Source organism: Yersinia pekkanenii (assembly GCF_001152565.1).
GTDB classification, from domain to species: Bacteria; Pseudomonadota; Gammaproteobacteria; order Enterobacterales; family Enterobacteriaceae; genus Yersinia; species Yersinia pekkanenii.
Genome location: NZ_CQAZ01000016.1, coordinates 40,551 through 64,884 on the forward strand (window position 1 = coordinate 40,551; position 24,334 = coordinate 64,884).

Genomic DNA, 24,334 nt, shown 5'->3' on the forward strand with positions numbered 1-24,334 from the left:
TTCCCTTAGAAACGGTAATTCAAATCGAAAGCGAGTGAGAGATCATGCTCGCGGGCACCATCATAGGGGCGCTTGTCATAGATAACTGCCACTCCAGTATCGACAACATCATTCCATTGGACTCGTTGCCCATAACTTGCCGTAGTTACCAGACCATTACCGTAGTTTTTCTCCCAATAACCACCCACCCCGAGTTGCACTTGCTGGCTCCAGATAGTTTTATAATGGCGATACATAATATGATTTAAGGTAACCGCAGGCAGGTACGTGAAATCCCTTTTCGGGTTGTAGTAAATCACGTCAGCTTTAGTGTTGGTGCTTGCTGCCAGACCCAGATCAAAATCTGCGGTCAAATAGGGTCCGGTCCAGATACGCTGACGCACGTTGAACTCATATTCCCAACGGTTGTTACCATCAGAGTAACGTGACGGTGTCACGTTGAATTCAGCATCACGCCGATCATCGGCTTTCCAGAACACATAAGCGGAGGCGCTGTTGGCGGAGATATTATTTTTTAATGCACGTAATGGCGTATCTTTAGCCAGCCTTTCGACCTGCCCCCCCACCCGCCAGTGGTCATTAAAATCGTACCAAGTCGATAAACGGGCACCGGTCTTATTACCGAAGCCATAATTTTGGTTATTCACTTCACCTTCAGCCCAAACATCACGGGCCGTCCATTCACCACCTAAACGCATAACACGGTTAATGCCGGTGCCTTCTTCAAACTGCGCATTGTTATAGCTGCCGCCCCCGAACACTCGCCAGTTTTCGGCTATCGGCGGGCTGTATAATAGGGTTTCGATACCATAATCTTTGTTACCACTGACTGGGCTATTGGAGGAAATGGTTCGGGTACCTGTCATCCGCAATTCATACATGTTATGCACTTTGCGTTGTCGGTCTAATTCCTGAGACGGGACATCTTCCGGAGAACGGGTAATGACGTCATCGGTTAATAACTCCATCTGATGCCATTCCTGCAAGTCCATTGCAGTTTCAGCTTGTGCACGCTCCAAAATAAGACTGCGTGGTTCCAATGACTCTACCGCTTTCAGTTCTTGTTCCGCTTTGCGCGGCCAATCACGGGCCAGATAAACACTGGCTAAGGCAATTCGTAGATCCTGATTAGCCGGTGCGGTGCTGGATAAGTCTGTCAGTTTTTTCTGCGCTGCCGGCAGGTCATTAAGTGCAACCAGAGATTGGATATACAAGGTTTGCGCTTCGACCCAATCAACATTGGGTTCTTTACCGCTTAGGCCATAAAGCCCTATCTGATAAGGTGTTTGCTCACTAAAGTTTTTAGCAAACTGATGCGCTTTATCCAGTTGTTCGCTTTCATTCAGCGAATAGTAAAGATCATCGGCATCAATCACATCATCGCTATTACGAAATGTTTTGCCATCGGCATAATACAAACTGGTCAGGATCGGGGCGGCTTTTTCCGGCATCCGGCGATCGATATAAGCAGAAGCGGCCCAACGACGAGCATAGTCCGGCATTTTGTAGCCTTCGGCCTCCATGCTTTCATATTCTTTAATCAGTTCGGCGGTATTACGCCGTACCAATAATGCCCCTAATCGGTCAATACGTGCGCGCTGGTAATCAGCCTGTGCTTCAGGCTCTTTGCTCCAGCGGGTTAACAAATCCTGATAATCTGCCAGCGCCTGATCAGCGATGTAAAAACGCTCGGCTTCGCTGCGTGTTGGCAGCACAGCCATCCGGACTTGTTCGGCGGCGGCATCTCTCTCAAGTTGCCGATATTGCTCAGCAGTAACCAATTTTGGATTTTCTTTTGCGAGCTGCAACGCAGGATCGGCAATACGGTTTCTTTGCAGGATCTCAAGGTGATTTTTTAATACTTCCTCAGATGTAGGTGCCAGTCGCACCGCCTCACTGGAAGCCTGCAATGCATCATAATTGCGGTTGGTTGCCCGGCTCAGATAAGACAAAGTCATATAGTTTTGCGCAGAGGGATTGCGTTCAGCCAAGTCTTTTGCCTGTTGTAAAGCCTCACCGCCACGACCAGAATCAGCCTGAGTCAGGATCATGCCGGTGATAAGGTCAGGGTTAGTAGGATCTTTCTTTAAACTGTTTTGCCACAATGCCAGAGCTTGATCCCAACGTTTTTCATTACGGTAAGCTCGTGCTGCAGAGGCCAGGCCGCGCGAAGAGATATTCATCGAGGAGTGATATCTCTCATAAACGTCGATAACCTCCTGATCACGCCCTGCCCAACCGGCTATTTGTAGCCAGTCGTCAACCTGGCTGCTATCCAGCGGCCTGGCTTTAGATTCTTTTTGTAAATAGTCAAGAACCGGCGCGGTATCTCCCTGCCTGGCTTGGATGATTAATGAATCATACTGTGTGTCTGCCAACGCTGGATTAACTGAAAGGCCGGAAATTAATAGCGCCAATAAAGTAATTCTGTACCGATGCAACGGGCGCAGCAGTGTCGTAAATGCGTTATACATTATATAACCCTTAAGCCAACAACTTGTTTGATTTTCGAGAAAAGCTACTTCACAAACATCCATTTTTCATTATGGAATTATGATGAAATAAAGTCCTTGGGATGTATTACAGCATGTTATTTAGGATAGTTGAAAGGAAATACTATTGTCGAATTATTATAGAATATTGTTATTCCAGCGATTAATAGAGGTAAAAATGTGATAAGGGCGTTAATTTATATGAAACTGAGAATATTCTTAGCTTAAAGCTCTGTAAGAATACAAAAAATAAATATTAAATATTTTTACTACGGGAGTGTTACGATACAGTATCCTGCTAAGAGAGGGCGCAATGTGGTTTTTGGGCTGTTTTAACGTACTCTTCACCGCTCTAGTTTTTGAATATATAAAATATTCTTTATGTTTAAAATTAAAAAAATACTTTTGTTAGCCATAGTCAATTATCACTGACGTTATAGTTGAAAGCAGGACAGTTCCAACTCACTCGTTGCCTGCCAAATGTTAGCAAACAAAGCGTTAAAACATCACCCTGTTTAACACTCTATTTTATCTATATGATTTTATTATTAAAATTTACTTATTATCGTTCGTAGCGTAATGAAAATAGACTCTGTCAGAAACACAGGAGAGTCTATTTTTATTAATGGTAGGTAATTCACATCAAGTAAGAGACTGCGCACAAATTAAATACAGTGCAGCAGATCCCGGTTCAGTTTACTTAAAAATTCAAAACCGTTATCTGTAATGAGGATCATATCCTCCAACATAATCGCACCAATCCCGATACCGTAATAAGGTGTTTCAAGACTTAACACCATCCCTGGACGAAATGTTTCGGTGGCCAATGTGCTGACAAATGGAGCTTCTTCTAACCCCAAGAATACACCATCACCATGCCCAAGATGGCCACGGTTATAATGTGGCAAGCCTGATTTTTTGATAATATCCATAGTGGAATCAAAAACATCTTTTAATTTCACCCCCGGCGCCACCATCGATAGCATATGTTCATGACCTATTCTGATGGTGTCATATATCTGCTGCGTCAGTTTATCTGGCGCTCCCAGTACAAATGTCCGGGCAAGATCTGCGCCATACCCCGCAACATCCACGCCACAGTCAAATTTAATTAAGTCACCAAACTTTGCGGGGGTCTCATCCGCCAGCATTTTAGGTGAAAAGTTATCGCCCACAGAAATAAGATTAAAACGCGAGAAGTTCGTCTCTGGGAAAGTCATCACCGCTGCTTTAAAAGCCGCAGTCAATTCTGCCGAGGTACAGCCTATACGGATATTTTTAGCCGCACTGGCAATACCGTATTCGGTGATTTCAGCACTTTTTCTTAGGTGTTCGATCTCCCAGCGGCTCTTGATCATTCTTATTTCATTAAACAGCGGGGTTGAATCAACCAGCTTCAACCCTGGCGCGACTTTATCCAGAACGTTTTTACCACCGTTGGACATAGCATGTAATTCGATGGCAATTGTTTTATCCAGTACTCCCGCATTATCAAGGGCGGTTTTTACTAAACCAAAAACCGCCTCAATGGGAGGGCCGATTGGCCGATCACGTTTTGTCTGACGATTCAGGGGATTGCGCGGATCATCGACATCAACCCAGACGGGAAAGGTTTTCAGTTCCATATTAGGCATATCGAAGTGGGTACTGGCAGCCTCAAACTCATTCATGATTATTTGCGAGGGAATAGCCGCATCACGGAACATAATAACAACAGCAGCACCCGTGTGGCGGAAGGTATACATAAAGAAACTGGCGAAACCAGTAAGATAATAGAAATTATCACATACCGTTACCACCAGAGCATCAAGCCCTTCTCGTTCCATTACGGTGCGGGCTTGGCGACTAACCTCGTCTAAATGCTCAATTTTTTCTTTATTCACCGGGATTTCCTTCAAGTCTTACTTTGTCTCTGTATGGCGAATCATATACCCAAATTGGTTAACGTTGCTACCGCACTGTAATTACACTTTTTTCGCCAGCAAAGTCGCAAAACGCAGCTTTATCCTATTACCTTGCTCATCAGTCTTATGTAATTGCCCGACATTTTCGTTGTATTTAATGATCTCCCAATCTTTATAGTAATGGCTTAACTCACCCGACCTTAAAGTAAACGAGAATGGCACAGTACAAGGGAAGTCGTCAGTCGACATGGCCGAGATAATCAGATTATAACCACCGGGTAAGGTGTACTCCTGCATATTGTTAATAATAAACGGAATTCTATCCGGTTGGAGGAACATCAAAACCACGGTAGACAGAATAAAATCGTAACGATTATCCAGACTGGCTTCATTAATGTTGTAAGTGCTAGCCGTAATATTTTGCAGCTCTTCCTGGGCGATTATCTGCTGTAAATGAGTGATGCTATCGTTGTTCTTATCCACCGCCGTAACATCAAAACCCAATAAATTCAGGTACAACGAATTACGACCAGAGCCACAACCGAAGTCTAGCGCCTTGCCCGGTTTAATCACCTTCACCGCATTAATCACTTCTGAATGCGTCGGGGTTAAATTGTATTTTTTGTGGTAAAAGTCTTCCGCAGTGCAATAGAAACTGAGCTGACATTGCAGGTCATCTGAACAAGCAGCAATACGATGCCAGACTTGAGGTTCAATAAATGGCGGTTGTTGTTCATCAGAGAATGTATGCCTTTCCAAGGTATTACCTGCTTCATCAAGGATCAGAAAGCCCATCTCCCCACTCAGTATGGTCAACTTGGCCCAGGTACCGGCTTTAGTATTATGTTTTTCCCGAAACATCGCGGGTACACCAGCACTGTTCCAGACAGGTAACTTTTTGTAGCACAACAACGCTGATGTATTTTCCATGCTGATATTCCTCAAATAATTTAAAGTTGCATTTAATATGCAACATATAATACAGCATTATTACCCTCAAATGATAGCGGTCAAAAAAAACAAGTTTATGCAGGGATTTTGGTTTATTTTATCAATTAACTTACTGAAATACTGAACTAAAAATAGATTATGGCACCTTAGGCTTCACGGTTTTTAGACTGTCAATATGAGACGCCAGTTTTTGAATATCGTCATCGGTCAGATGTGCCTTAGCTTTGTTACCCCTGCCAATAATCTTGCCATCACGCCGCGCGGTGAGACCATCAACAATCTCATCATAGGATAACGATATCAGCGGAGGCGCTTTATCCAAGCCTTTCCGATCCGCCAAACGGCCATGACAACTTGAACAGGTTTGTTTATAGATATGTTCACCGTCAGTGGCTGCCTGAGCCGCCGCGCTCAACATCATTATACTCGCGACTAGCAGTAATCCTTTCATTATGCCCCTGTTGCCCATTGCCGGAACAATGTCGTCAGAGTCTGCTCATTACGCGCGCCCTGATGCCATTCAGTCACTTTACCGTTGCGGTCAATGAGGAAAGAGGTTGGTGTACCAATGACCTGATAACGTTCCTGGGTAATACCCAACTGATCACGAATCACCGGATAACTGATCTTATGCTGTGCCAATACCGGATTGATATCCACTGGTTGCGGATCGGTATTGATAGCCACCACCACGATATCATTCTGATACTCTTGGCTCAGTTTATCCAGTACCGCCATTTCAGCCAAACAACCGCCACAGTTTGCTGACCAGAAGTTGAGATAGACCTGTTTGCCTTTCCATTGTTCGAGTGCAACCGGCTGACCTTGCAGGGAGTAAGCTGCCAATGGCGGGGCGGTTTCACCCACCGCCACCTCTTCTTGCTTACAAGCACTGAGCAGCAATAACAAACCGCTCAAACTGAGGGCTGTTAACCGATTACGCCACATGATGACGACTCTCTTCATTTAGATATTTACCATGCTGGAGCCGGATTATCCGATCAGCAACACGCCCTAAGTCTGGATTGTGGGTCACCATGACAATGGTTCTGCCCTGCCGATGAATATGGTTGAGTAGATCCAATACCCTTTGCTCATTCTCTTCATCAAGGTTGCCGGTTGGTTCATCGGCAAAAATAATCGGGGGCTGATTGACCAATGCCCGTGCGATGCAGACCCGTTGTTGTTCACCGCCGGAGAGTTGGCTAGGTAAATGGCCCATACGCGGCGTCATTCCGACTTGCTCCAATACTTGTCGGGCAGCCTCTTCATCAACCACACTGTGATAGTGCTGCGCCAGCATAATATTCTCTAGCGCCGTCAGGTAAGGGATAAGATGAAACTGTTGGAAAACCAGCCCTATTTTGTCAGCACGAAACTGCCTGCGGCCTTCTTCATCCAGACCTGCGGCATCAACACCATCGAGTAATACCTGCCCCTCGCTTACGGTGTCCAGACAGGTCAGAATATTCATTAATGTTGTTTTACCTGAACCGGACGCGCCCATAATCGCAACAAATTCACCGCGATTAATACAGATATTGATGTCTTCCAGCGCCGTCACCTGCCCAAAACGTTTATATAAATGCCTGGTTTCAATAACAGCATCCGTGGCGCACTCAGGTTTCACCCGTATTAATGAAGATGTCATTTGCTACTCTCCTTTCAGGACGTTAGCGGGTTCGATATGAATAGCCCGACGGGTAGGAACAATTGCCGCCACAGCGGCGACTAACAGTGACAGCACCAGAGTCAACGGCAATACCGGCGCACGCAAGGCAATTGCCGCACTGAACACCGTCTGCCCCAAAACCTGTGCCAACACATACCCGAGCAGAGCACCACAGACTGCGGCGGCCAGTGATATAATCAGCGTTTCGGTCAGCATCTGGCGAATGATATCCCTGTCACTGGCACCCAGCGCTTTTTGCAAGGCAAACTCTTGCGAACGCTCAGCCACTATCGCCATTAACGTCGTATTGACGCACAGCGATGACAGAATAAGGATCACCACCGACACCAACCCCATCAGTCCTTTTATTTTATCAAGGACCTGCCCTTCAGAGGCTGAGACTTTACGAATTGGCCGGATTTCAAGACTCGGATATTGCTCACGCAGGTGGCTGGCGAAGGTTTCGACCTGCCCCATATCATTACTGACGCTAAGCAGCGCATTGCTGATACGCCCTGGTTGATTGAGCCATTTTTGCGCCAATTCCAAATTGACGATCAACATGTTATCAGTGGCATCGCCAGCGTCGACAATGCCTTTGACTTGTAGGCGCTGGCGGGTGGCACCGTTAACCAATGTAATAGTATCGCCCACGTTGACCTGTAAGCGTTCGGCAAGTTTGACGCCAATCATCGCATTGCGGTCATCAAAACTGACACCAATCCAGTTACCGGTCACCTGCCAATAAGGGACAAGTTGTTGCAGGGACTCAAACCACACTCCCATCAGCACCACTTTTTCTAGTTCGGTTCGTGCCATGCCATAAATATAGGGACTGGAGGCATGGATAAGCCCTTTTGGCGCTGCATCAATAATTGGTTGGAATCTCTGCTGTTCAAAAGAGTTGCCATGCCCTGGACCGATGTAGAAATTCGCACCAAAAGTGCGTAATTCCTGACTCATTTTGGCATTAATATCGAAATAAACAGCCGACATTGCGGTGACAATCGCGGCCCCGACGGTTAGCGCGGCAAATACCACACTAACCCGCTGCATTCGCAGGCGCAGTGCACGCAACACTAATCGCCAGAACATGCTATGACTGCCTTTGTGTGGTGTAACCCGATGATTAACGGCCATAAAGCACCTCCACCGGATAAAGGCTGGCAATGCGCCGGGCTGGGAACCAGGTTCCTATCACCGCAATCAAAATGGATATCACCAACACGCAAGGCACTACCATCCAGGCAAAACTGAGCGGTACGCCAAACAACATCAAGCCAATGGTTTTTGCTAATCCCCAGCCCGCCAGACAACCTGCCAAACCGCCGATTAAACCACTGATTACGGCTTCAAGGTAGAACAGCATCAAAATTTGCCACTGGCGAGCCCCCAGCGCTTTCATCAAACCAATCTCTTTAGCCCGTTCCATAATAGTGCTGGTCATCAGCGAGGCGATCCCCATGGCGGCAGCAATCAATGCAGCCAGAGTGACCACCGCTAATAACAATTGTATTTTTTCAATGACCACCCCTTCCGATGCAGCAACTTGCCAAATAGGCCGCACTACTGAGCCAGAAATAGCGTCTTCCAGTTGGTGCGCTATTGAAGAAACATAAGCGGTGCAATACCACAGATCATATTCTTCGGCATTGAGTGCTTCGAGATTTTCTCGCGCTTTACGTGATAACTCGTTTTCTGGCACCGTCAGTGCCGAGACTCGAACTGCCTGGATTTTCCCTGGCTGGCCGAGCAATGATTGCACCGCAGCCAATGGCAACACCAGCTGGCTCTCTTCATCGCCACCACTGCTTAACACGCCGCTTATCTTCACCGTCATCGGCCCCGCGATGCCGGTGAGATGCAACTCATCGCCCACTGTCCAGCCAGTTTGTTGTGCCAGTTGCTTGCCCAACAGCGCCTGAACCTCTGTAGCCTCGGCGCTGACCGGCTCTGGTGGCCAGTCGCCACTCACCTGCCAATATGGGCTGATAATTTGCTGGCCGGTGTGATAATCCGCTTCATCCGGCACATCGACCGGCTGATTAAAATATGTCCCTAGCAACGGGATAGTGTGACCGTTAACCTCAGTTTCACCACTCAGTAATGGGGCAAAGCCGACAATATTATTACGCCAAAAAATGTCTTTAATATTGGGTAATTCAGCCTGATCAAGGAAATCCTGCCCAGTCAGTGGATTGCTTTTTTCACCAAACAACGAAGGCAGGGCGACCTGCCCGCCGGGTTCAATTAGAATATTGGCACCATAAGACTTCAGCTCACGGGACATTTTATCGCCAATGTCTATCGACACGGCTAACAGTGAGGAGATTAACCCTGCGGCGAGAAAGACCGTAAATACCGCCAGCGATTTACGCCGGACATTTCTGAACCACGACTGCTTGAGCATGCGCCATAGCATAATTATGGGTTCTCCTGCGTGTCACTATCTTCACTACTGGCAACTGGCGTAACAAACTGTTCCGGCTGTTCACGGAAACGGTTGTAATTTGCCTCAGAGGAGAAGAAGTAGGTTTTACCGCCGTAACTGTATTTATATTCGGCTTTTTGGTTGGTCAAGTGAGTTTTATCAACCGGATCAATCACATCGAGCATCACTACCGTGGTGAAGTAATTGATGCCCGCCTCGAGAGAGGCTTTGGGGATCACCAGCTCTTTATCGTCACTTTTCCAATTTTCCAATGGAATAGGGTTACATCCCCCCGCTTTGCCGATAGATGGAATAAAAATATGTACCGCGCAGGCAACACAAATCACCTGATTACCTTCCATCACATAGCCCTGATCGCCGCATAGCAGGCAAGCATCAAAAACCACGCTAAGGCGCAAACGGTCTGGATAACGGTTAATAATGAAGAAGCGTACGGCTTTACCATCATCAGCAACCCAGACAAATCGGTGCAACTTGCCATCCCGTACCTGTTCAACTGGAATATGGACCAGGCCATCGACAGCTAGCGTAACGGGCAAGGCTTCAGATAATTGAGGAGGTTGAGAGGCAACTTTATCCCAATAGAGTTGAGCGCCCGCGACCACAATCCATGCCAGTAAGGAAAAAACAAAAATTCTCCGGACGTTACGGTAATCCGCCAGTGCCTTGCGATGAGCAATGGGGTCTGAATTTTCATGGGCGACCTGGCGAGAATGACGCAACGGTATCAAGTAATACAGTGTTGCAAATGCCAACAGCAACGCACAAATGTAGCTGAGCCAGGCATGCCCGTTAGTCACTAAAGCAACATAACTGAGCAGTGATTTGGTTAATGCCACCACCTGTAGCTTCATTAATAACAAAATAGCATCGCCACTCAGTGGCAAAATCAATAGCACAGTTAATGAAACTAATAGCAACCAACGGCAACGAGGTAATTGCCGGATAATCATTAGCAATAGTACGGCACAGAAAACAACCCAAGCAAACGCCACTACAATAGCGGCCAGATTCAGCAGTAACTCCGTGTTAATCACGTGGGTGTTGGTAAATGCCCCCAAGTTCGGGTTATTACCCCAATTAAATGCCGCACCAAACACCAGTAGAGCCTGCCAAAAATAGCCTAATGACCGACGGGGGGACAATTGGCTTAATAAGAATACCAGTAGCGCGAGAAGTTGAACCCCGGCCAAAGCTAGCTGTAATTGCTGCGATTTAGGGTAGTAGGTGCCAGCCCAGACGCCCGCAATGAGCATCAATATTGTTATCCATACCACCCGATTCAGTACGGGTGCGGGCCGAACCGCCCAATTTAACCCCAGTAACAACCCTACCGGTAAGAAGGCTTGTAGTACGGAAACAAAAAAATAACTCATAGCACACCTTGAACGAGGAAGTCACAGCTTGCTGTAAGTTCAGCAGCAATAAAAAACCGCGATCACTGCATCAGTCATCGCGGTCATTGTTATCAGTTCAAACCGGTATATTTAAAGTCATAGCTCACATCAAACGGCTTCCACCAACGACCAACGCCGGTTTCGCTATCGGTATGGCGATGTAAACCTGCTTTGGAAGGCTCACTGATGTGATAGGTAACTTTATAATTACCTACCCCCATCATTTTAATGTTGGCACCGTAGTGTGGGCCATCACTGGCCACCATTGGCATAAACGAACCTTCCTGCTTAGCACCCGTATCGGTATTCACCAGGGTATAGGCGATAGTTAGGTAAGGCATCCATTCACCGGCACCGAAACCGTTTTTATTGCCTTCGGTAGCATGGATGTCAGCTTCCAGATGGATATCGGCTTTTGCCGCTGGCAAGCCCATACCACGGGGTTCCATATCAATTGGCTGTAAGTAAACCGCAGCAATTTCCATATCATTAATCTTGATAGGTTCGCCGGCTGGATACTCTTTAAATGCAAAAGCCGCAGGCGCTGCAAAAATGCTGGCAATGATACTGCTGGCAATAATCGTTTTCTTCATGGTCATGTAGCACACCCTCTGGTATCGATAATTACATTGTCGTTATTCACACCGGCATCATGCCGGACCATCATGCTGAGCTATTACTGAACTGAAAGAGTACCACCACGCCGCCGCATTACCCATAGGGCAACCAGCGCAGCAATCAGTAATATCCCTTGAGGAATCAATGTCTCCAGGTATGGATAGATCCCCAACCAACTAATTTCAGGTACGCCCGGTAACAGTGTCGGCTCGAATAATTTACCTTCAATCAGTTCAAGGACACTTTTCCCGGCAAACACAAATGCCATCAGGTACATAAAGCCACCGGTAAACATAAAGAACGGTTTGAGTGGCAATTTGACAACGGTAAAGCGCATCACCAGATAAGCCACCAGCAAGAAAACACAGCCAACGCCAAAACCGGCCAAAATCGACAAGTGGCCGCTGGTAGTACTGGCATCGCCCATCAAGGCCAGATAGAACAGTACCGTTTCAGCCCCTTCGCGATACACGGCCAGGAAGCTGGTCAGCCATAGCCCTACCATTGAACCGCTGCTGAGTGATTTAGAGAATTTCCCCTCGAGATAGGCTTTCCATTGCCGTGCTTCGGTCTTCGATAGCAGCCAATAGCTCATGGAGAACAGCATCACCACGGCAATCATCATGGTGAAACCTTCCAGTAATTCTCGGCTTTGCCCGGCATTGGCAAATAACCACTGGAAGACGAAGGCCGTTAATACACTGGCAATTAATGCCACCACCACTGATTGGCGGATCAGTGGCAATTTGTCTTGATGGTTGTTTTTCACCAGATAAGCGACGATTGCCGCCACAATCAGCAATGCTTCCAGACCTTCACGGACAATGATCAGCAAGCTGTAGATGAACAGACTCCAGTCGGTTTCACTCCCTCCGCCTAGCATCTCAACTGCACTGGACAGATCTTTTTGCAAGGCTACCGCTTCGGCCTGTAACTGTTCAACCGGCTGCCCGGCTTTTATCAAACTGACTAACCGGGTGAAATGACCTTCTAACGTGGATTTAAACGCCGCATCACGTGAACCCACTTTGTTCTCCATCCCGCTGGCTTCGAACAAATCAAAATAGGCATCTTGTACTGCCATCATTGCAGGCGTAATTTGCCCTTTTTGGTATTGGCTAATGGCCTGGTTAATCGCTTGGTTTATTTTGCCGGTAACCCTGGCCCAATCGGCATTGGTTTGCCCATCAGGATTGGCAGCAGATGCCGAAGATTGCCCGGCATCTGGTTGAGAGGTGGTGACTTGTTGCTGCTCACGCGTCGTCGGTAAACCCGGAAGTGTATCTTCAATGGTTTGCAACAAACCGGTGATACGATAGGCGACTTCGGTTATTTGATCGGGTTGGTTGGTTAAATCGATTAATGCGCTAAATTGCTGATTAATTGCAGCCGCTTGCTGAGCGGAACGATTCCCGCGCACTGACATTTCCATTTCAGAGTTTTTAAAACCCTGATAGTGCGCCTGCTGTACACTTTGGCTGGCTGCTGCAAATTTACCCTCTTGATATTCACTGATGGCCTGTGCCAATAAATCATCTATGATTTTGAAACTTTGCTGCCAATACAGTGCGATATCATTGTTTTCATAAGCTGTATGCGGCGGTTCAGCATTCAGCTTATGACCATCGGTCAATACGGGCAGCACCGCGGTCAGTTCACCTTTAAGCCCATTGATTTTATTATCAACCTCAGCTTGCGGCCTCCCTTCGCCAATCATGCGCCGGATTTCACCAAAGGCGGCCTCCATCTGATAACTCTTCTGGGCAGAGATGTTAATGCGGATCGGCCCTTCAAGGTTCTCGAATACTTCAAAATAGGCCATCTGCACCGTTGTGCGAGCTTCATCATTGTTCTTTTGTTGGTATAGCTGAGACGTTTTATCGAGACGGGATTGGATATCATTGACCCACTGCTGATAATCGGCAGAAGCCCACGCTAAGGAGCCGGATAGCCACCAACAGCAGCAAAGCAGAAAGAGTTTGTGCCAAATTCGCATAATGAGAGATACGTATGGAGTTGATAATGAGATTTATTAACATTAACACTAAACAAGGGAAATGTGTCTTGATCCGTATCAAAAAATATTGAGTCTTTTGAATTTTTGTTTAAAAAATGCGGCGCGCTCCGCCACTTTTTACTCAGAAAACCCATCGGTCACCCTGCAAATCCGCAAGCTTTTCATGGCAATCTGGCCGCTCTTCTTGATCTGATCGAGTCTTCTCGCTTTAAGCAAAAAAAAACTGACGGCAGCTGTTTTCGCAGCACACCGTCAGTCTCTTCTTATCGTACTTTATTTATTAATACTGCAACTTATTTACGGGCTTTAGTCTCCAGATTATCCGCCGGCAATTCACCCGGCAGGTAATCAGGTAAACGGCCCGCTGGGAAGATAGCCAGCAGGGATAACAGCGCCATAATCAGTAAGCCAAATTTCAGCGCACGTAAACGTGCTTCTTCATTAACACGTACCGCTTCAGCAACCTGTTCAGGCGTCGCTGTGGTCTGTGCTAACACCCCTTGCAGGCGGTCATTACTGACGAAGTTGATGCTGTCCATGTTGACCTGTGCTTGAATTTCCGGCGTCAGAATCGGGGTTTCAGCAACACCTCGCATCACGTTGGCACTTAACAAACCGACCAATAACGCACCGGCGACCGCAGTACCGATGGCATTTGCCAGGTTATTAGCGGTACCACGTAATGAGCCGACATCGCCAGCCAGTTCTTTCGGAGAAGCACTGACCAATACGTTGAACAGCAAGGTCACCAGCGCGCCCTGAGCCAGGCCGAACACCACCAGACCGAACAGTACCGCAAACTCACTCCAGTTATTACGCACCACGAATGCCAGCCATAACAGTGCAATGGTGCAAGTGATAAAACCATAACGGCCGATTTTGCGTGGCGTCAGTTTCTTGTAGAAACGGACGATCAACATTGCAGAGAAGAACACGGATAAGTTAAACGGCATCATGGCAATCGCTGTTGCCAGTGGCGTACTGCCCTGCACAATCTGGATATACAACGGAACCGAGAAGTTCAACATTGCTTCTAATGCAACCACTGCGAACATGGCAAATACTGCCGCTTTCTCAGTAGGTGAGGAAATGACTTCCAGCGCCAGTAACGGCGTTTTGCCTCGTTGCTGACGGCGACGGGTCCAGACCACAAACGCCTGACCCAGCAGGATACCCAACACAATCATGAAAGGTGCTGGTGAGAAGCCCAGCAAATCAAACGGCGCACCATCACGAACCAGACCGAAGCCCCAACGGTTCAGGTTATTGAAGCCAAACGACAGCAGAATAATCGCTGACGCAGCCAGAATCACCCCGATGATATCGATACCCACTTCCGGGCGGCCTTTATCTGCTTTCAGACGGAAGCTCAGTACAAAGATGACTGCCGACAGCACAATCAGAATACCGAACGCCGGACGCCAGCCGATATAGGTACCGAGGATACCACCGATCAGGAACGCAGCCACACCGGCACCGGCACGGGCAGAACCCAAAGCACCCAGCGCCGTAGCCTGTTGCGTGCCACGGTAGTTTTCAGCAATCAATGCCACCAAGGCTGGCACTAAGGCCGCACCAGCCAGACCACTTAATGCCTGTGCACTGATCATCACGGTGACATTCGGGCTGAAGGTCATCATCACCTGTGCAATACCAAACAGCAGTACGGTGCTGCGGAAGACCACCAGCGGCCCAAAACGTTGGTTGAGTTTGGCACCCAACATCACGAAACCGGCAACTGACAGCGAGTACATAACGATCGCGGTAGCAATCGTAGTCGGTGGCACATTAAAACTCTTTACCATCCCCCCCAACGCTACCGGTAGGGAGGCAACGTTAAATGACATCAGAATCTGGGCCATTGCGATGGTTATCATCGGCACCCAGGATTCTTTAACTTCCGCCCTTGCGCGGTGAGTTGATTGATTCGCCATAAATTTCTCTATCCTTTTGACATGTTATTCTTGTTTTCGGAACCCTTGGGTTTCGACACAATTTGGTTTTCAAAGCAATTCAGTTTTCAAAACAGTTTGCTTTCAAACAAGCTGATGTTCAGCGTAATACCTCTCTATTGAGGCTCAACTCTTGTCGGTGTAAGGTTCAGAAACAAACATGTCCATCCCAAGACGACGAGATAAGAAGCGGGCCGCCAGTTGCCCTTTGACGCTGTTACCCGCACTGTCGAGCAGCGGTGCAAAAGTGCCCAGCCCCCCCTTCCCAGGTGACACGGTCACAATTCCGCCACCAATACCGCTTTTACCGGGTAGACCAATGTCATAAAGCCAGTCACCGGAGGTTTCATACAATCCTGCGGTGACCATTACTGCTAATGCGTAATGGCATACATCATTATCCACCACCCGTTCACGGGTCAGTGGGTTGACACCACCATCAGCCAGTGTCGCACCCATCACCGCCAGATCACGGGCACTGACATTGAGCGAACATTGGCGGGTATACAGGTCGGTTGCAATGAGAGGATCACTCCCCAGACAGCCATAACCTTGCAGCACATTGGCAATGCCACGGTTGCGGAAATTGGTTTCACATGCTGATTGATACACTTCTTCGTTCAATGTCAGTTCACGCCCCGCAAAGCGACACAGACCGTCATAAATAAACTTCCATTGTTCGTCACTGTTGGCACCAGGCACCAGGCTGGTGGTCGCAATCGCGCCTGAGTTCACCATCGGATTGGTGCGTCCATCGGGCGTGCGCTCAATCGCAGTGACGGAGTTAAATGCCATACCCGTACTGTTCACACCCAGTTTTTCACGGGCAACTTTAGCGCCGATAGCCTGACAAACCAAAGCAAACACAAAAGGCTTGGAGACACTCATGATGGTAAATTCATAATCCACATCACCGGCAGAATGTACTTTGCCGTTGGTGCCAACCATGCAAACACCAAAAAGATTCGGGGGGATACGTTCTAACGCGGGGTAAACGGTAGAAACCACACCTTCAGTATCTGCACCAAACCGTTTATGGGCTTCTTGCACCAATTTAACTACCGTATCCGGATCCGGTAGATGTCCAGTTGATACGTAGTCGATAACTCCATTTTTGCTATCATCTGTAGGCATATTTGTTATCCCCGTTGACCTTTTGTTTAGTTTTCTATCTTTTTGGTTTCTATTATTTATTTTAAGCGACAGAGATTTTCTCTGTGTTTTAAATTAAATGAAAGAACAATAATGAATCACGACGTCTTTTAGTGAGCGTTTTATCATATCTTCATTATATTCCTAGCGTAAGATAACTTACGTTAAGAAAGCTGTATATCACTTGTTTTCAATAATTTGGTCAGAGGGGGAGAACACGGATACTGTTGCGGTGTCATGACAATTAAGATATAGGATAAATCTCGCTGGCAAGTATCAGTTTAATTCGAAACAGCAGATTAGCACGTCAACTAGCATTAATCTGACACAATAGCGATTTATTATCGGGAAAGTGCTATTTAATAAAATTCACATTAAAAGTGAAGGTAATAAAGGGTCCGCCTGATAGGTAACCCCTTATTAATAGTTTGTTGATAACGCGGCTTTTATACCAGAGTCCACGCCAGCCAGACTAATGCAAATCCTACCAACCCCATCACGGTAGTCAACACCGTCCAGGTTTTTAACCCGTCAGCAACGGAAAGCCCCAGATAACGTGTGACTACCCAGAACCCGGCATCATTAACATGGGATAACCCCAGCCCACCGAAGCAGACAGGTGGGCAAAGCAACGTGTACCGTCAGCGTTAACGCCATCACGGCCCGCTTAATCCCCAGTGAACCCGTAAATCGCTAGGCGAGGGACTCCGCCCCACCAGAGGCTTCAATCAGCCCACCTAACATTGACCCGAGCACAATTATGATGGTGATCGATCCGAGTAAGCCGCCCATACCGGACATAATCACCTGCATGATATTGCCAACCGGAATACCCGTCGCGATAGCGACTAATAGGCTAACAACCAGCAGTGCAACAAAAGGATGAACCTTGGCTTTTATAACTAATATTAATAAGAGTAAAACGCTGGCAACAGCAATCGTCAGCAGTAGGGAGGTAGACATTATTTAAACCTCGATCACAAAAATATCACATGGGTGGTTGGTGATGTGCTTATTAGCACTTTTCTATTAATTTTATTCTGAGCCACTCCACCGCCACGCTGGCAGCGAACCAATAGCGCATCGCCACCGTATCAGGTCACGGTGAAATCGTTATTTCAGTGATTCAAACAACCCGGTTAAACAAAATAAATAACGAACGCGACTACTGATAAGGCTTGATCCAGCCTAACCCCGCCACTGTGTCTGCCCGTGGCAGATATTCGCATCCCACCCAGCCGCTATAGTTAATGCTATCGAGCAGTTCGAACAAATAGGGGTAATTAATCTCCCCTTCATCCGGTTCATGACGATGGGGTACCGACGCAATTTGAATATGACCATACCGCCCGGCTAAAGAGGTAATTAGATGACTGAGATTGCCATCCACTATTTGTGCGTGGAATAAATCCAATTGTGTAAATACATTAGGCCGGTCGATAGCATTAGCCAATTCCAGTGTTTGATACTGGCTGGAGAAAAGATAATTAGGTTTTATTTTCGGATTTAAGGCTTCAATCATAACATTAATGTTATGTCCGACAAACCGGTCAGCCGCATAACGAATATTTTCGACAAATGTCTGCTCGTATTTTTCCCTATTTGCGCCAACAGGCACCACACCTGCCATCACGTGGACCGACGGACAACCCAGCTTCAGCGCATATTCCAAAGCCAAATCAATATCACGACGGGCATCCTGCTCACGACCCGGTAAGGCCGTCAGCCCCCACTCACCGATGTCAGTATTGCCAGGTGCAGTATTAAACAGCACTTGCTGCAAGCTATTCTCGGACAGCTTTTCCGCAAGTAGTGCGGCCGGATAGTCGTAAGGGAATAAAAATTCCACCGCGCTGAAACCGGCATCTTTGGCGGCCTTAAAGCGCTCAAGGAAGGGAACTTCCGTAAACATCATGGATAAATTAGCGGCAAACTTAAGCATCTCTAACGCCTTAATTCTGCAATTTCGTCATCCGTCAGATAACGAATAGGTCGGTCACCCAGCGTAAATATCAAACGGGCAGTTTCCTCTAGCTCTTCCATATTATCTGCCGCTTCGCGCAGGCTTTTACCTACCACAACCGGGCCATGGTTGGCTAACAGAAAAGCCCGATATTGGGGGGCCAGCTTGGCCAGCGCTTCACCTAACCGGTTATCTCCGGGGCGATAATACGGCACTACCGGGACGTCGCCGACCCGCATCACCACATAGGGCGTGAAGGGTTTGATGGCATTGCGGCTATCTAGCCCTTGTAAACACGAAAGCGCAGTCAGATAAAGGCAATGCAGGTGAACGACCGCTTCACAAGCTGGGTTATTGAGATAGATGGCGCGATGAAAGCTAGTTTCTTTTGACGGTTTATCCCCTGAGATCCATTCGCCGTCCAAACTGACGTTTGATAACCGTTCTGCGTTCAAATCTCCTAAGCAGGAACCTGTCGGGGTGGCCAATAATGTGCCATCAGCCAGTTTCATTGACAGATTCCCTGCGGAGCCGGTGGCATAACCGCGTTGGAAAAAGGACGCCCCAAACTTGACCATCTCTTCCCGCGCTTGCTGCTCATTCATACTGCGAACTCCGTTTGTGCTCTGGCAAAAAAGTTTTCGTCACCAAAATTACCTGACTTCAATGCCAGTGAAACCGGATGATCGGTGGATTTTACCCAAGGGACCCCAGGCGAGATTACCGGGCCGATATGGAAAGCCTGAACACCCAATGATTGCGCAACAATACCGGAGGTTTCACCGCCCGCGACAATAAAACGCTGGAATCCATACTGTTGTAAAACACGGGCAATCGTGCCGAACAGTTGTTCAACCGCTTCACTGCTGGCAACCGCCCCCCATTGCTGCTGGATCCCCCGCAATACCTCAGGTTCGGTGGTGGCATACAGTAAGGGTGCTAACGGGCCTGCAGCATTTTCCATGACCCATGCACATAGCTGTTGCGCATAAGATTCAGGTTCATGTAGACAACGAGCGATATCAATCGATTGGCAGGGAGCCTGTGGTAAGTAGCGAGCCACCTGGCGGTTGGTCATCGCCGAGCAAGAACCGGATAACACCACACACAACTTGCCTTGTGGCGCACCGGCCAAGGTGGCCGGTGGCTGATGGTTGCCGCCGTTAGCCCATTGCCGGGCCAGCCCCATCGCCAGGCCAGACCCACCCGTCACCAGAACCATGTCGCGTACCGCTTCACCCTGCGTTAATAAATGCTGCTCGTTTAAGGCATCCAGTACCACATAACGCACCCCCTCTTCCTTCAGGATATTTAGCTGCGATCTCACCGCCTGCCCCCCTTGATCCATCACTACCGTGTTTATCAAACCGCTACGCCCACCGGCTTGCGCATCCATCAGGCGCAACAGGTTGCTGTCAGTCATCGGAGTAACAGGGTGATGACGCATCCCCGACTCCGACAGCAGTTGCCCCATAACAAACAGGTAACCCTGATATACCGTGCGACCATTCACCGGCAGCGCCGGAGAGATAATCGTTTGCTGCTGATCCAGCGCATCCAGTAACGCATCGATTACCGGACCAATATTGCCCTGCACGGTACTGTCGAATGTCGAACAATATTTAAAGTAGAACTGTTGGCAGCCTTGAGCTTTCAACCATGCCAGCGCTGCCAGTGAATCCGTCACCGCAACTGCGGTCGGGCAAGAGCGCGATTTCAGGCTGATCACTACCGCATCGGCATCCACCCGATAATCCGCGGCGGGTACACCATTCACTTGCACTGTCGACATGCCATTTTCTACCAGAAAACTGGCGATATCCGTGGCACCGGTAAAATCATCGGCAATAACCCCGAGTCGCATCAGATGTTCTCCTGTTTTTCCGGCAAGGTGATGCCACTGAAAATCTTGATGACTGCGCTATCATCCTGTTGACCAAATCCGGCATTACTGGCTGAAGTAAACATATTTAACGCAGTTGACGCCAATGGCAGAGGAAAGTGCCGCGCCCATTCCCATAGAGCCTAGTCCGATAACGCATACTGATAGTGCTGCTGCGTGAGTCATCTTCTCTCCGTGTTAATTTTGGTGATAATTTGATTTCTTATGTTAAGAGTAACGGGAGATAAACCCTATTATCGTGAGTTAAATCACATTAATTAACACTAAAAATCATTAAATCACATCATTTCACATTTATAAAATAGAGATTTCATGGTGTAATTAAGCAATAAAATTAATAGATTACACCTGGCACTGGCTATTTCCTGGCAACAGGATGGCGATCCCTCCGGCTATTGGTGAACTTTTACGTTAAAAAATGAGAAAGATATTTTCACCCTTGGCGTATAATCACATTAATTACCATCGCATACCCCGTAGCGGGCAAACTTAACGAGGAGTGAACGTGATACCGGTTGAACGTCACCAACAGATACTGGCACTGGTTGCCAAACGTGGGGTGGTCAGTATTGCTGAACTGACCGATCGTTTAGGCGTATCGCACATGACTATTCGGCGCGACGTACAGAAACTGGAAGAACAAGGCGCGGTTTTATCCGTTTCAGGTGGGGTGCGCTCGACCGAGCGATTAGCAGCAGAACCCTCTCATCAGGATAAAACCCTGATGTACAGCAGCCAGAAAAATGCCATTGGTATGTCAGCAGCACTGCATATCCCGCGTAATAGCTGTATTTATCTTGATGCTGGCACCACCACACTGGCGTTGGCGCGCCAATTGGAAGCCAGAGATGATTTGTTGGTCGTCACTAATGATTTTGTGATTGCAAACTTTCTGATTGAATCCTGCCAATGCAGAATGATCCACTCCGGCGGCACGCTGTGTCGTGAAAATCGTTCTTGTGTGGGTGAAGCTGCGGCCCGCGCCCTGCGAAATCTGTCTATCGATATCGCGTTTATTTCAGCATCCTGCTGGGGGAGCCGGGGTATATCCACGCCAGATGAAGATAAGGTGGTGGTGAAACGTGCCGTCAGCGCAGTCAGCAGTAAACGTGTGCTGCTGGCAGATGCGTCAAAATACGGCAAGATAGCCACCTATCTGGCGCTACCTCTTACCGATTTTGATCTGGTGATCACTGACTGTGATTTGTCGGCAGCAGCTCATGAAGAGCTGGCAGATAAAGAGATTGAATTGATCATCGCTACGCCGCAGCACGTACCAGTCTAACCCCGCTACTGACCCGTTCGCCCCTTTCTTATCGAGTTATTTGATTGTCCTACAGACCGGTGTCTCTGGAGCATGACATGAACAACGCAACAACGGTGGCAAAGCAAAAAGTACCGTTACGCCTCAGTACATCCATCACGTTGATGGTTTCTGCGGTGATTGTCTCGGTGCTATTAGTGGTTCATACACTGTTCTTTATTCAGCTCAGTCAGATGGCACATGATAGCTTGCAAGACAAAGCGGTGGCCGTGGCGCGAACCCTGTCTTTTTCGCCAACAATTATTAAGGGATTGAGTGACCCTGTCGCCGGGCGGCGGATTCAGGCTTATGCCAGTGAAGTTCAGACCGCCAATAACCTGCTATTCATCGTTGTTACTGATATGAACGGTATCCGTTATTCACATCCTAATCCTGGGATGATCGGTCAGCATTTTATCGGTAATGATCTGCAACCGGCGTTACAGGGTAAAGAGAACAGTGCCATAAACCGTGGTGTGCTGGAACAGGCATTGCGTATTTTTGTTCCCGTCTACCAGCCGCACGGCAAACAAATAGGTGTGGTGGCCATTGGTATTTCGCTTACCAATATTAACTCGGTGGTGAGCGAAACCCGTTGGACTATCCCGTGGACGCTATTATTTGGTGTACTTATTGGTTCCGTGGGGACCTGGTTTTTGGTCAAGGTACTGAAACGAATTATGCTGGGTTTCGAACCCTATGAAATATCGAATTTATTTGAGCAACGTAACGCCATGTTGCAATCAATAAAGGAAGGTGTGATAGCCGTTGATGCTAACTTTCGGATTACCGTGGTTAACCATGAAGCAAAACGCTTGTTTAAACAAAGTGGGCCGATAGAGAATTTATTATTGAGTCATGCCAGTAAATATTGGCCGGTACGCCTGTATTTGCAACAGGTATTAGAAACAGGCATCGCTCGCCGTGACGAAGAAATAAACGTTAATGGCCGCATATTACTGACCAATACCGTGCCGGTACGGGTGAACGGTGAGATTATCGGCGTAATCGCCACTTTCCGCGATAAAACTGAAGTGAGCCAACTGATGCAACGCCTGACCGGCATGGCCCATTATGCCGATGCCTTGCGGGCGCAATCGCACGAATTCATGAATAAACTCCATGTGATTTTGGGCCTATTACATATGAAGTATTATCAACAAGTTGAAGATTATATTGTTAAAACATCTAATCATTATCAGGCAGACATTGGTTCTCTGTTACGTAAAATAAAATCGCCAGTGATTGCCGGTTTTCTGTTAGGGAAAATTAACCGGGCACACGATTTGGGTATCACCTTATCCATCAGCGACGATAGCCTGTTGCCGAATACCCATAATGAACAAGTGACCACGACCTTAATTACAGTGCTTGGCAATCTGATTGAGAATGCGATAGAGGCTATCGGCAGCCTGAGTCAGCGGGAGATCACGGTCAGCTTCCACTATCAACAGGGCCGAGTACACTGTGTTGTCAGTGATGATGGGCCGGGTATTCAGGCCGCGTTGCAAGACCGTATCTTTGATAATGGTTTCTCCACTAAAGGGAATGAGCACGGTATCGGTTTAAGTCTGGTCCGCCAAAGTTTAGAGCGCATTGGTGGTAATATAGAATTTGATTCTGATGCTGGCGTTTTTACACAGTTCTTTATTAGCCTTCCCTACGACACGATGCCAGGCGATATTCCTTCAAACAACATCAACGCGGTAAATCATGATTAATGTATTGATAGTGGATGATGATGCAATGGTCGCTGAGTTGAACAAGTGTTATCTGAATCAGGTAGCAGGCTTCAACTGTTGCGGTTCAGTGGCCAGTTTACAGCAAGCCAAAGAATATTTGATGGCAACGGAACACCCCATTGACCTGGTTTTACTGGATATTTTTATGCGTCAGGACAATGGGTTGGATTTGTTGCCGGTGCTGCGCGAATTCAGCGAACATACAGATGTCATTGTTATTTCATCTGCCACGGAGGTGAATACCATCAAGAAAGCGCTGCAATACGGGGTGGTGGATTATTTAATTAAACCCTTCCAGTTTTCTCGCTTTGAAGAGGCGCTGTCCACTTATCGTGAAAAACAGAACTTGCTGGGGCAACGTGAGTATTGTGCGCAAGAAGATGTGGACGCCTTGCTGCGCCGCACTAACCGCACCCCAGCCGAACGTAAAAAGTTACCGAAGGGGCTGACGGCACAAACATTACGTACCGTGTGCGCATGGATCCAGGAAATGCGGGACGGAGAGTTTTCTACCGAGCAGATGGCGAACGCCATTGGTATTTCACGGGTTTCTTGCCGTAAATACTTGATTTACCTTTCAGATACCGATGTTCTGAGCACTAAGTCCCTTTACGGCGCGACCGGGCGGCCGGTTTATCTCTACCAGCTCTTACCCAGCCAGCAAGAAGTGCTAAAACAGTATTGCCAATAATCAGTTGCCCCGAAATAAATCGCCACTGAAAAACCCGCGTTATCTGATAACGGATAACGTGAGTGATAAAAAATGGGTTCGGTATCGAATTGACGGCCACCGTTAAACGCCAAACATAAGTGGGT

20 protein-coding genes and 2 pseudogenes are annotated in these 24,334 nt (G+C 47.7%); 3 read left to right on the forward strand and 19 right to left on the reverse strand.

The window, feature by feature from the left end; all coding sequences use genetic code 11:
• Positions 1–5 precede the first annotated feature (5 nt).
• From pgaA to AEP37_RS26085, 19 genes and pseudogenes are all read right to left on the reverse strand, one after another.
• Entirely contained in the window at positions 6–2,474 is a 2,469-nt protein-coding gene (gene pgaA, locus AEP37_RS09965; protein ID WP_049612887.1) for a poly-beta-1,6 N-acetyl-D-glucosamine export porin PgaA, read from the reverse strand.
• 683 nt (positions 2,475–3,157) lie between these two features.
• Positions 3,158–4,375, reverse strand: a complete 1,218-nt coding sequence (locus AEP37_RS09970) for a M24 family metallopeptidase (protein ID WP_049612889.1) — start codon at positions 4,373–4,375, stop codon at positions 3,158–3,160.
• Positions 4,376–4,456: 81 nt separating this feature from the next.
• Entirely contained in the window at positions 4,457–5,326 is an 870-nt protein-coding gene (gene tehB / locus AEP37_RS09975; protein ID WP_049612891.1) for an SAM-dependent methyltransferase TehB, read from the reverse strand.
• Between the two features lie 157 nt (positions 5,327–5,483).
• The gene (locus AEP37_RS09980; protein WP_049612892.1) at positions 5,484–5,798 is read right to left on the reverse strand and encodes a c-type cytochrome; all 315 of its coding nucleotides are present in this window, start codon (positions 5,796–5,798) and stop codon (positions 5,484–5,486) included.
• Complete coding sequence (locus AEP37_RS09985; protein WP_049612894.1) at positions 5,798–6,295, reverse strand: TlpA family protein disulfide reductase; 498 nt, start codon at positions 6,293–6,295, stop codon at positions 5,798–5,800. The genes AEP37_RS09980 and AEP37_RS09985 overlap by 1 nt, the downstream gene beginning before the upstream one ends.
• The gene (locus tag AEP37_RS09990) at positions 6,285–6,998 is read right to left on the reverse strand and encodes an ABC transporter ATP-binding protein (RefSeq protein WP_049612896.1); all 714 of its coding nucleotides are present in this window, start codon (positions 6,996–6,998) and stop codon (positions 6,285–6,287) included. The genes AEP37_RS09985 and AEP37_RS09990 overlap by 11 nt, the downstream gene beginning before the upstream one ends.
• Positions 6,999–7,001: 3 nt before the next feature.
• The gene (locus tag AEP37_RS09995) at positions 7,002–8,114 is read right to left on the reverse strand and encodes an ABC transporter permease (protein WP_162208247.1); all 1,113 of its coding nucleotides are present in this window, start codon (positions 8,112–8,114) and stop codon (positions 7,002–7,004) included.
• Positions 8,115–8,148: 34 nt separating this feature from the next.
• A complete protein-coding gene (locus AEP37_RS10000) occupies positions 8,149–9,441 on the reverse strand; it encodes an ABC transporter permease (RefSeq protein ID WP_049612899.1) in 1,293 nt (430 codons plus the stop codon).
• Between the two features lie 2 nt (positions 9,442–9,443).
• Complete coding sequence (locus tag AEP37_RS10005; RefSeq protein WP_049612901.1) at positions 9,444–10,847, reverse strand: Fe-S-containing protein; 1,404 nt, start codon at positions 10,845–10,847, stop codon at positions 9,444–9,446.
• Between the two features lie 92 nt (positions 10,848–10,939).
• The gene (locus AEP37_RS10010; RefSeq protein WP_049612902.1) at positions 10,940–11,467 is read right to left on the reverse strand and encodes an iron transporter; all 528 of its coding nucleotides are present in this window, start codon (positions 11,465–11,467) and stop codon (positions 10,940–10,942) included.
• Between the two features lie 77 nt (positions 11,468–11,544).
• On the reverse strand, positions 11,545–13,482 hold the full coding sequence (locus tag AEP37_RS10015) for an FTR1 family protein (protein WP_049612905.1): 1,938 nt from the start codon (positions 13,480–13,482) through the stop codon (positions 11,545–11,547).
• Between the two features lie 314 nt (positions 13,483–13,796).
• Positions 13,797–15,437, reverse strand: a complete 1,641-nt coding sequence (locus tag AEP37_RS10020) for an MFS transporter (RefSeq protein WP_049612907.1) — start codon at positions 15,435–15,437, stop codon at positions 13,797–13,799.
• Between the two features lie 144 nt (positions 15,438–15,581).
• Positions 15,582–16,589: a glutaminase A gene (gene glsA / locus AEP37_RS10025; RefSeq protein WP_049612909.1), complete on the reverse strand. Its 1,008-nt coding sequence runs from the start codon at positions 16,587–16,589 to the stop codon at positions 15,582–15,584.
• Positions 16,590–17,053: 464 nt separating this feature from the next.
• Positions 17,054–17,239 (reverse strand): GntT/GntP/DsdX family permease, encoded by a 186-nt coding sequence (locus AEP37_RS27865; protein WP_072086278.1) that lies wholly within the window; start codon positions 17,237–17,239, stop codon positions 17,054–17,056.
• Positions 17,238–17,570: pseudogene (locus AEP37_RS27870) on the reverse strand (GntT/GntP/DsdX family permease); the annotation flags it as partial. The gene AEP37_RS27865 and the pseudogene AEP37_RS27870, both read right to left, overlap by 2 nt.
• Before the next feature lie 202 nt (positions 17,571–17,772).
• The gene (otnI, locus tag AEP37_RS10035) at positions 17,773–18,549 is read right to left on the reverse strand and encodes a 2-oxo-tetronate isomerase (protein ID WP_049612913.1); all 777 of its coding nucleotides are present in this window, start codon (positions 18,547–18,549) and stop codon (positions 17,773–17,775) included.
• Positions 18,550–18,551: 2 nt separating this feature from the next.
• Positions 18,552–19,175, reverse strand: coding sequence for a 3-oxo-tetronate 4-phosphate decarboxylase (gene otnC / locus AEP37_RS10040; RefSeq protein WP_049612915.1), 624 nt, complete (start codon positions 19,173–19,175; stop codon positions 18,552–18,554).
• Positions 19,172–20,434: a 3-oxo-tetronate kinase gene (gene otnK, locus AEP37_RS10045; protein ID WP_049612917.1), complete on the reverse strand. Its 1,263-nt coding sequence runs from the start codon at positions 20,432–20,434 to the stop codon at positions 19,172–19,174. The genes otnC and otnK overlap by 4 nt, the downstream gene beginning before the upstream one ends.
• Positions 20,434–20,574, reverse strand: a pseudogene (locus tag AEP37_RS26085) (L-threonate dehydrogenase); the annotation flags it as partial. The gene otnK and the pseudogene AEP37_RS26085, both read right to left, overlap by 1 nt.
• Before the next feature lie 404 nt (positions 20,575–20,978).
• Here AEP37_RS26085 and ygbI point away from each other — a divergent pair.
• The 3 genes from ygbI to dcuR all read left to right on the forward strand — a co-directional run bounded on the left by ygbI (position 20,979) and on the right by dcuR (position 24,209).
• On the forward strand, positions 20,979–21,758 hold the full coding sequence (gene ygbI / locus AEP37_RS10050) for a DNA-binding transcriptional repressor YgbI (RefSeq protein ID WP_049612920.1): 780 nt from the start codon (positions 20,979–20,981) through the stop codon (positions 21,756–21,758).
• 77 nt (positions 21,759–21,835) lie between these two features.
• A complete protein-coding gene (locus tag AEP37_RS10055; protein WP_049612922.1) occupies positions 21,836–23,497 on the forward strand; it encodes a sensor histidine kinase in 1,662 nt (553 codons plus the stop codon).
• On the forward strand, positions 23,490–24,209 hold the full coding sequence (gene dcuR / locus AEP37_RS10060; RefSeq protein WP_049612925.1) for a two-component system response regulator DcuR: 720 nt from the start codon (positions 23,490–23,492) through the stop codon (positions 24,207–24,209). Before AEP37_RS10055 ends, dcuR begins: the two co-directional genes overlap by 8 nt.
• Positions 24,210–24,334: the final 125 nt, after the last annotated feature.

Bases quoted from the DNA above. Each gene is read 5' to 3' on its own strand.
- pgaA (WP_049612887.1), bottom strand. From the start codon at position 2,474: ATGTATAACGCATTTACGACACTGCTGCGCCCGTTGCATCGGTACAGA.
- tehB (WP_049612891.1), bottom strand. From the start codon at position 5,326: ATGGAAAATACATCAGCGTTGTTGTGCTACAAAAAGTTACCTGTCTGG.
- AEP37_RS09980 (WP_049612892.1), bottom strand. From the start codon at position 5,798: ATGAAAGGATTACTGCTAGTCGCGAGTATAATGATGTTGAGCGCGGCG.
- AEP37_RS09985 (WP_049612894.1), bottom strand. From the start codon at position 6,295: ATGTGGCGTAATCGGTTAACAGCCCTCAGTTTGAGCGGTTTGTTATTG.
- AEP37_RS09990 (WP_049612896.1), bottom strand. From the start codon at position 6,998: ATGACATCTTCATTAATACGGGTGAAACCTGAGTGCGCCACGGATGCT.
- AEP37_RS09995 (WP_162208247.1), bottom strand. From the start codon at position 8,114: ATGTTCTGGCGATTAGTGTTGCGTGCACTGCGCCTGCGAATGCAGCGG.
- AEP37_RS10000 (WP_049612899.1), bottom strand. From the start codon at position 9,441: ATGCTATGGCGCATGCTCAAGCAGTCGTGGTTCAGAAATGTCCGGCGT.
- AEP37_RS10005 (WP_049612901.1), bottom strand. From the start codon at position 10,847: ATGAGTTATTTTTTTGTTTCCGTACTACAAGCCTTCTTACCGGTAGGG.
- AEP37_RS10010 (WP_049612902.1), bottom strand. From the start codon at position 11,467: ATGACCATGAAGAAAACGATTATTGCCAGCAGTATCATTGCCAGCATT.
- AEP37_RS10015 (WP_049612905.1), bottom strand. From the start codon at position 13,482: ATGCGAATTTGGCACAAACTCTTTCTGCTTTGCTGCTGTTGGTGGCTA.
- AEP37_RS10020 (WP_049612907.1), bottom strand. From the start codon at position 15,437: ATGGCGAATCAATCAACTCACCGCGCAAGGGCGGAAGTTAAAGAATCC.
- glsA (WP_049612909.1), bottom strand. From the start codon at position 16,589: ATGCCTACAGATGATAGCAAAAATGGAGTTATCGACTACGTATCAACT.
- otnI (WP_049612913.1), bottom strand. From the start codon at position 18,549: ATGCTTAAGTTTGCCGCTAATTTATCCATGATGTTTACGGAAGTTCCC.
- otnC (WP_049612915.1), bottom strand. From the start codon at position 19,175: ATGAATGAGCAGCAAGCGCGGGAAGAGATGGTCAAGTTTGGGGCGTCC.
- otnK (WP_049612917.1), bottom strand. From the start codon at position 20,434: ATGCGACTCGGGGTTATTGCCGATGATTTTACCGGTGCCACGGATATC.
- AEP37_RS10055 (WP_049612922.1), top strand. From the start codon at position 21,836: ATGAACAACGCAACAACGGTGGCAAAGCAAAAAGTACCGTTACGCCTC.
- dcuR (WP_049612925.1), top strand. From the start codon at position 23,490: ATGATTAATGTATTGATAGTGGATGATGATGCAATGGTCGCTGAGTTG.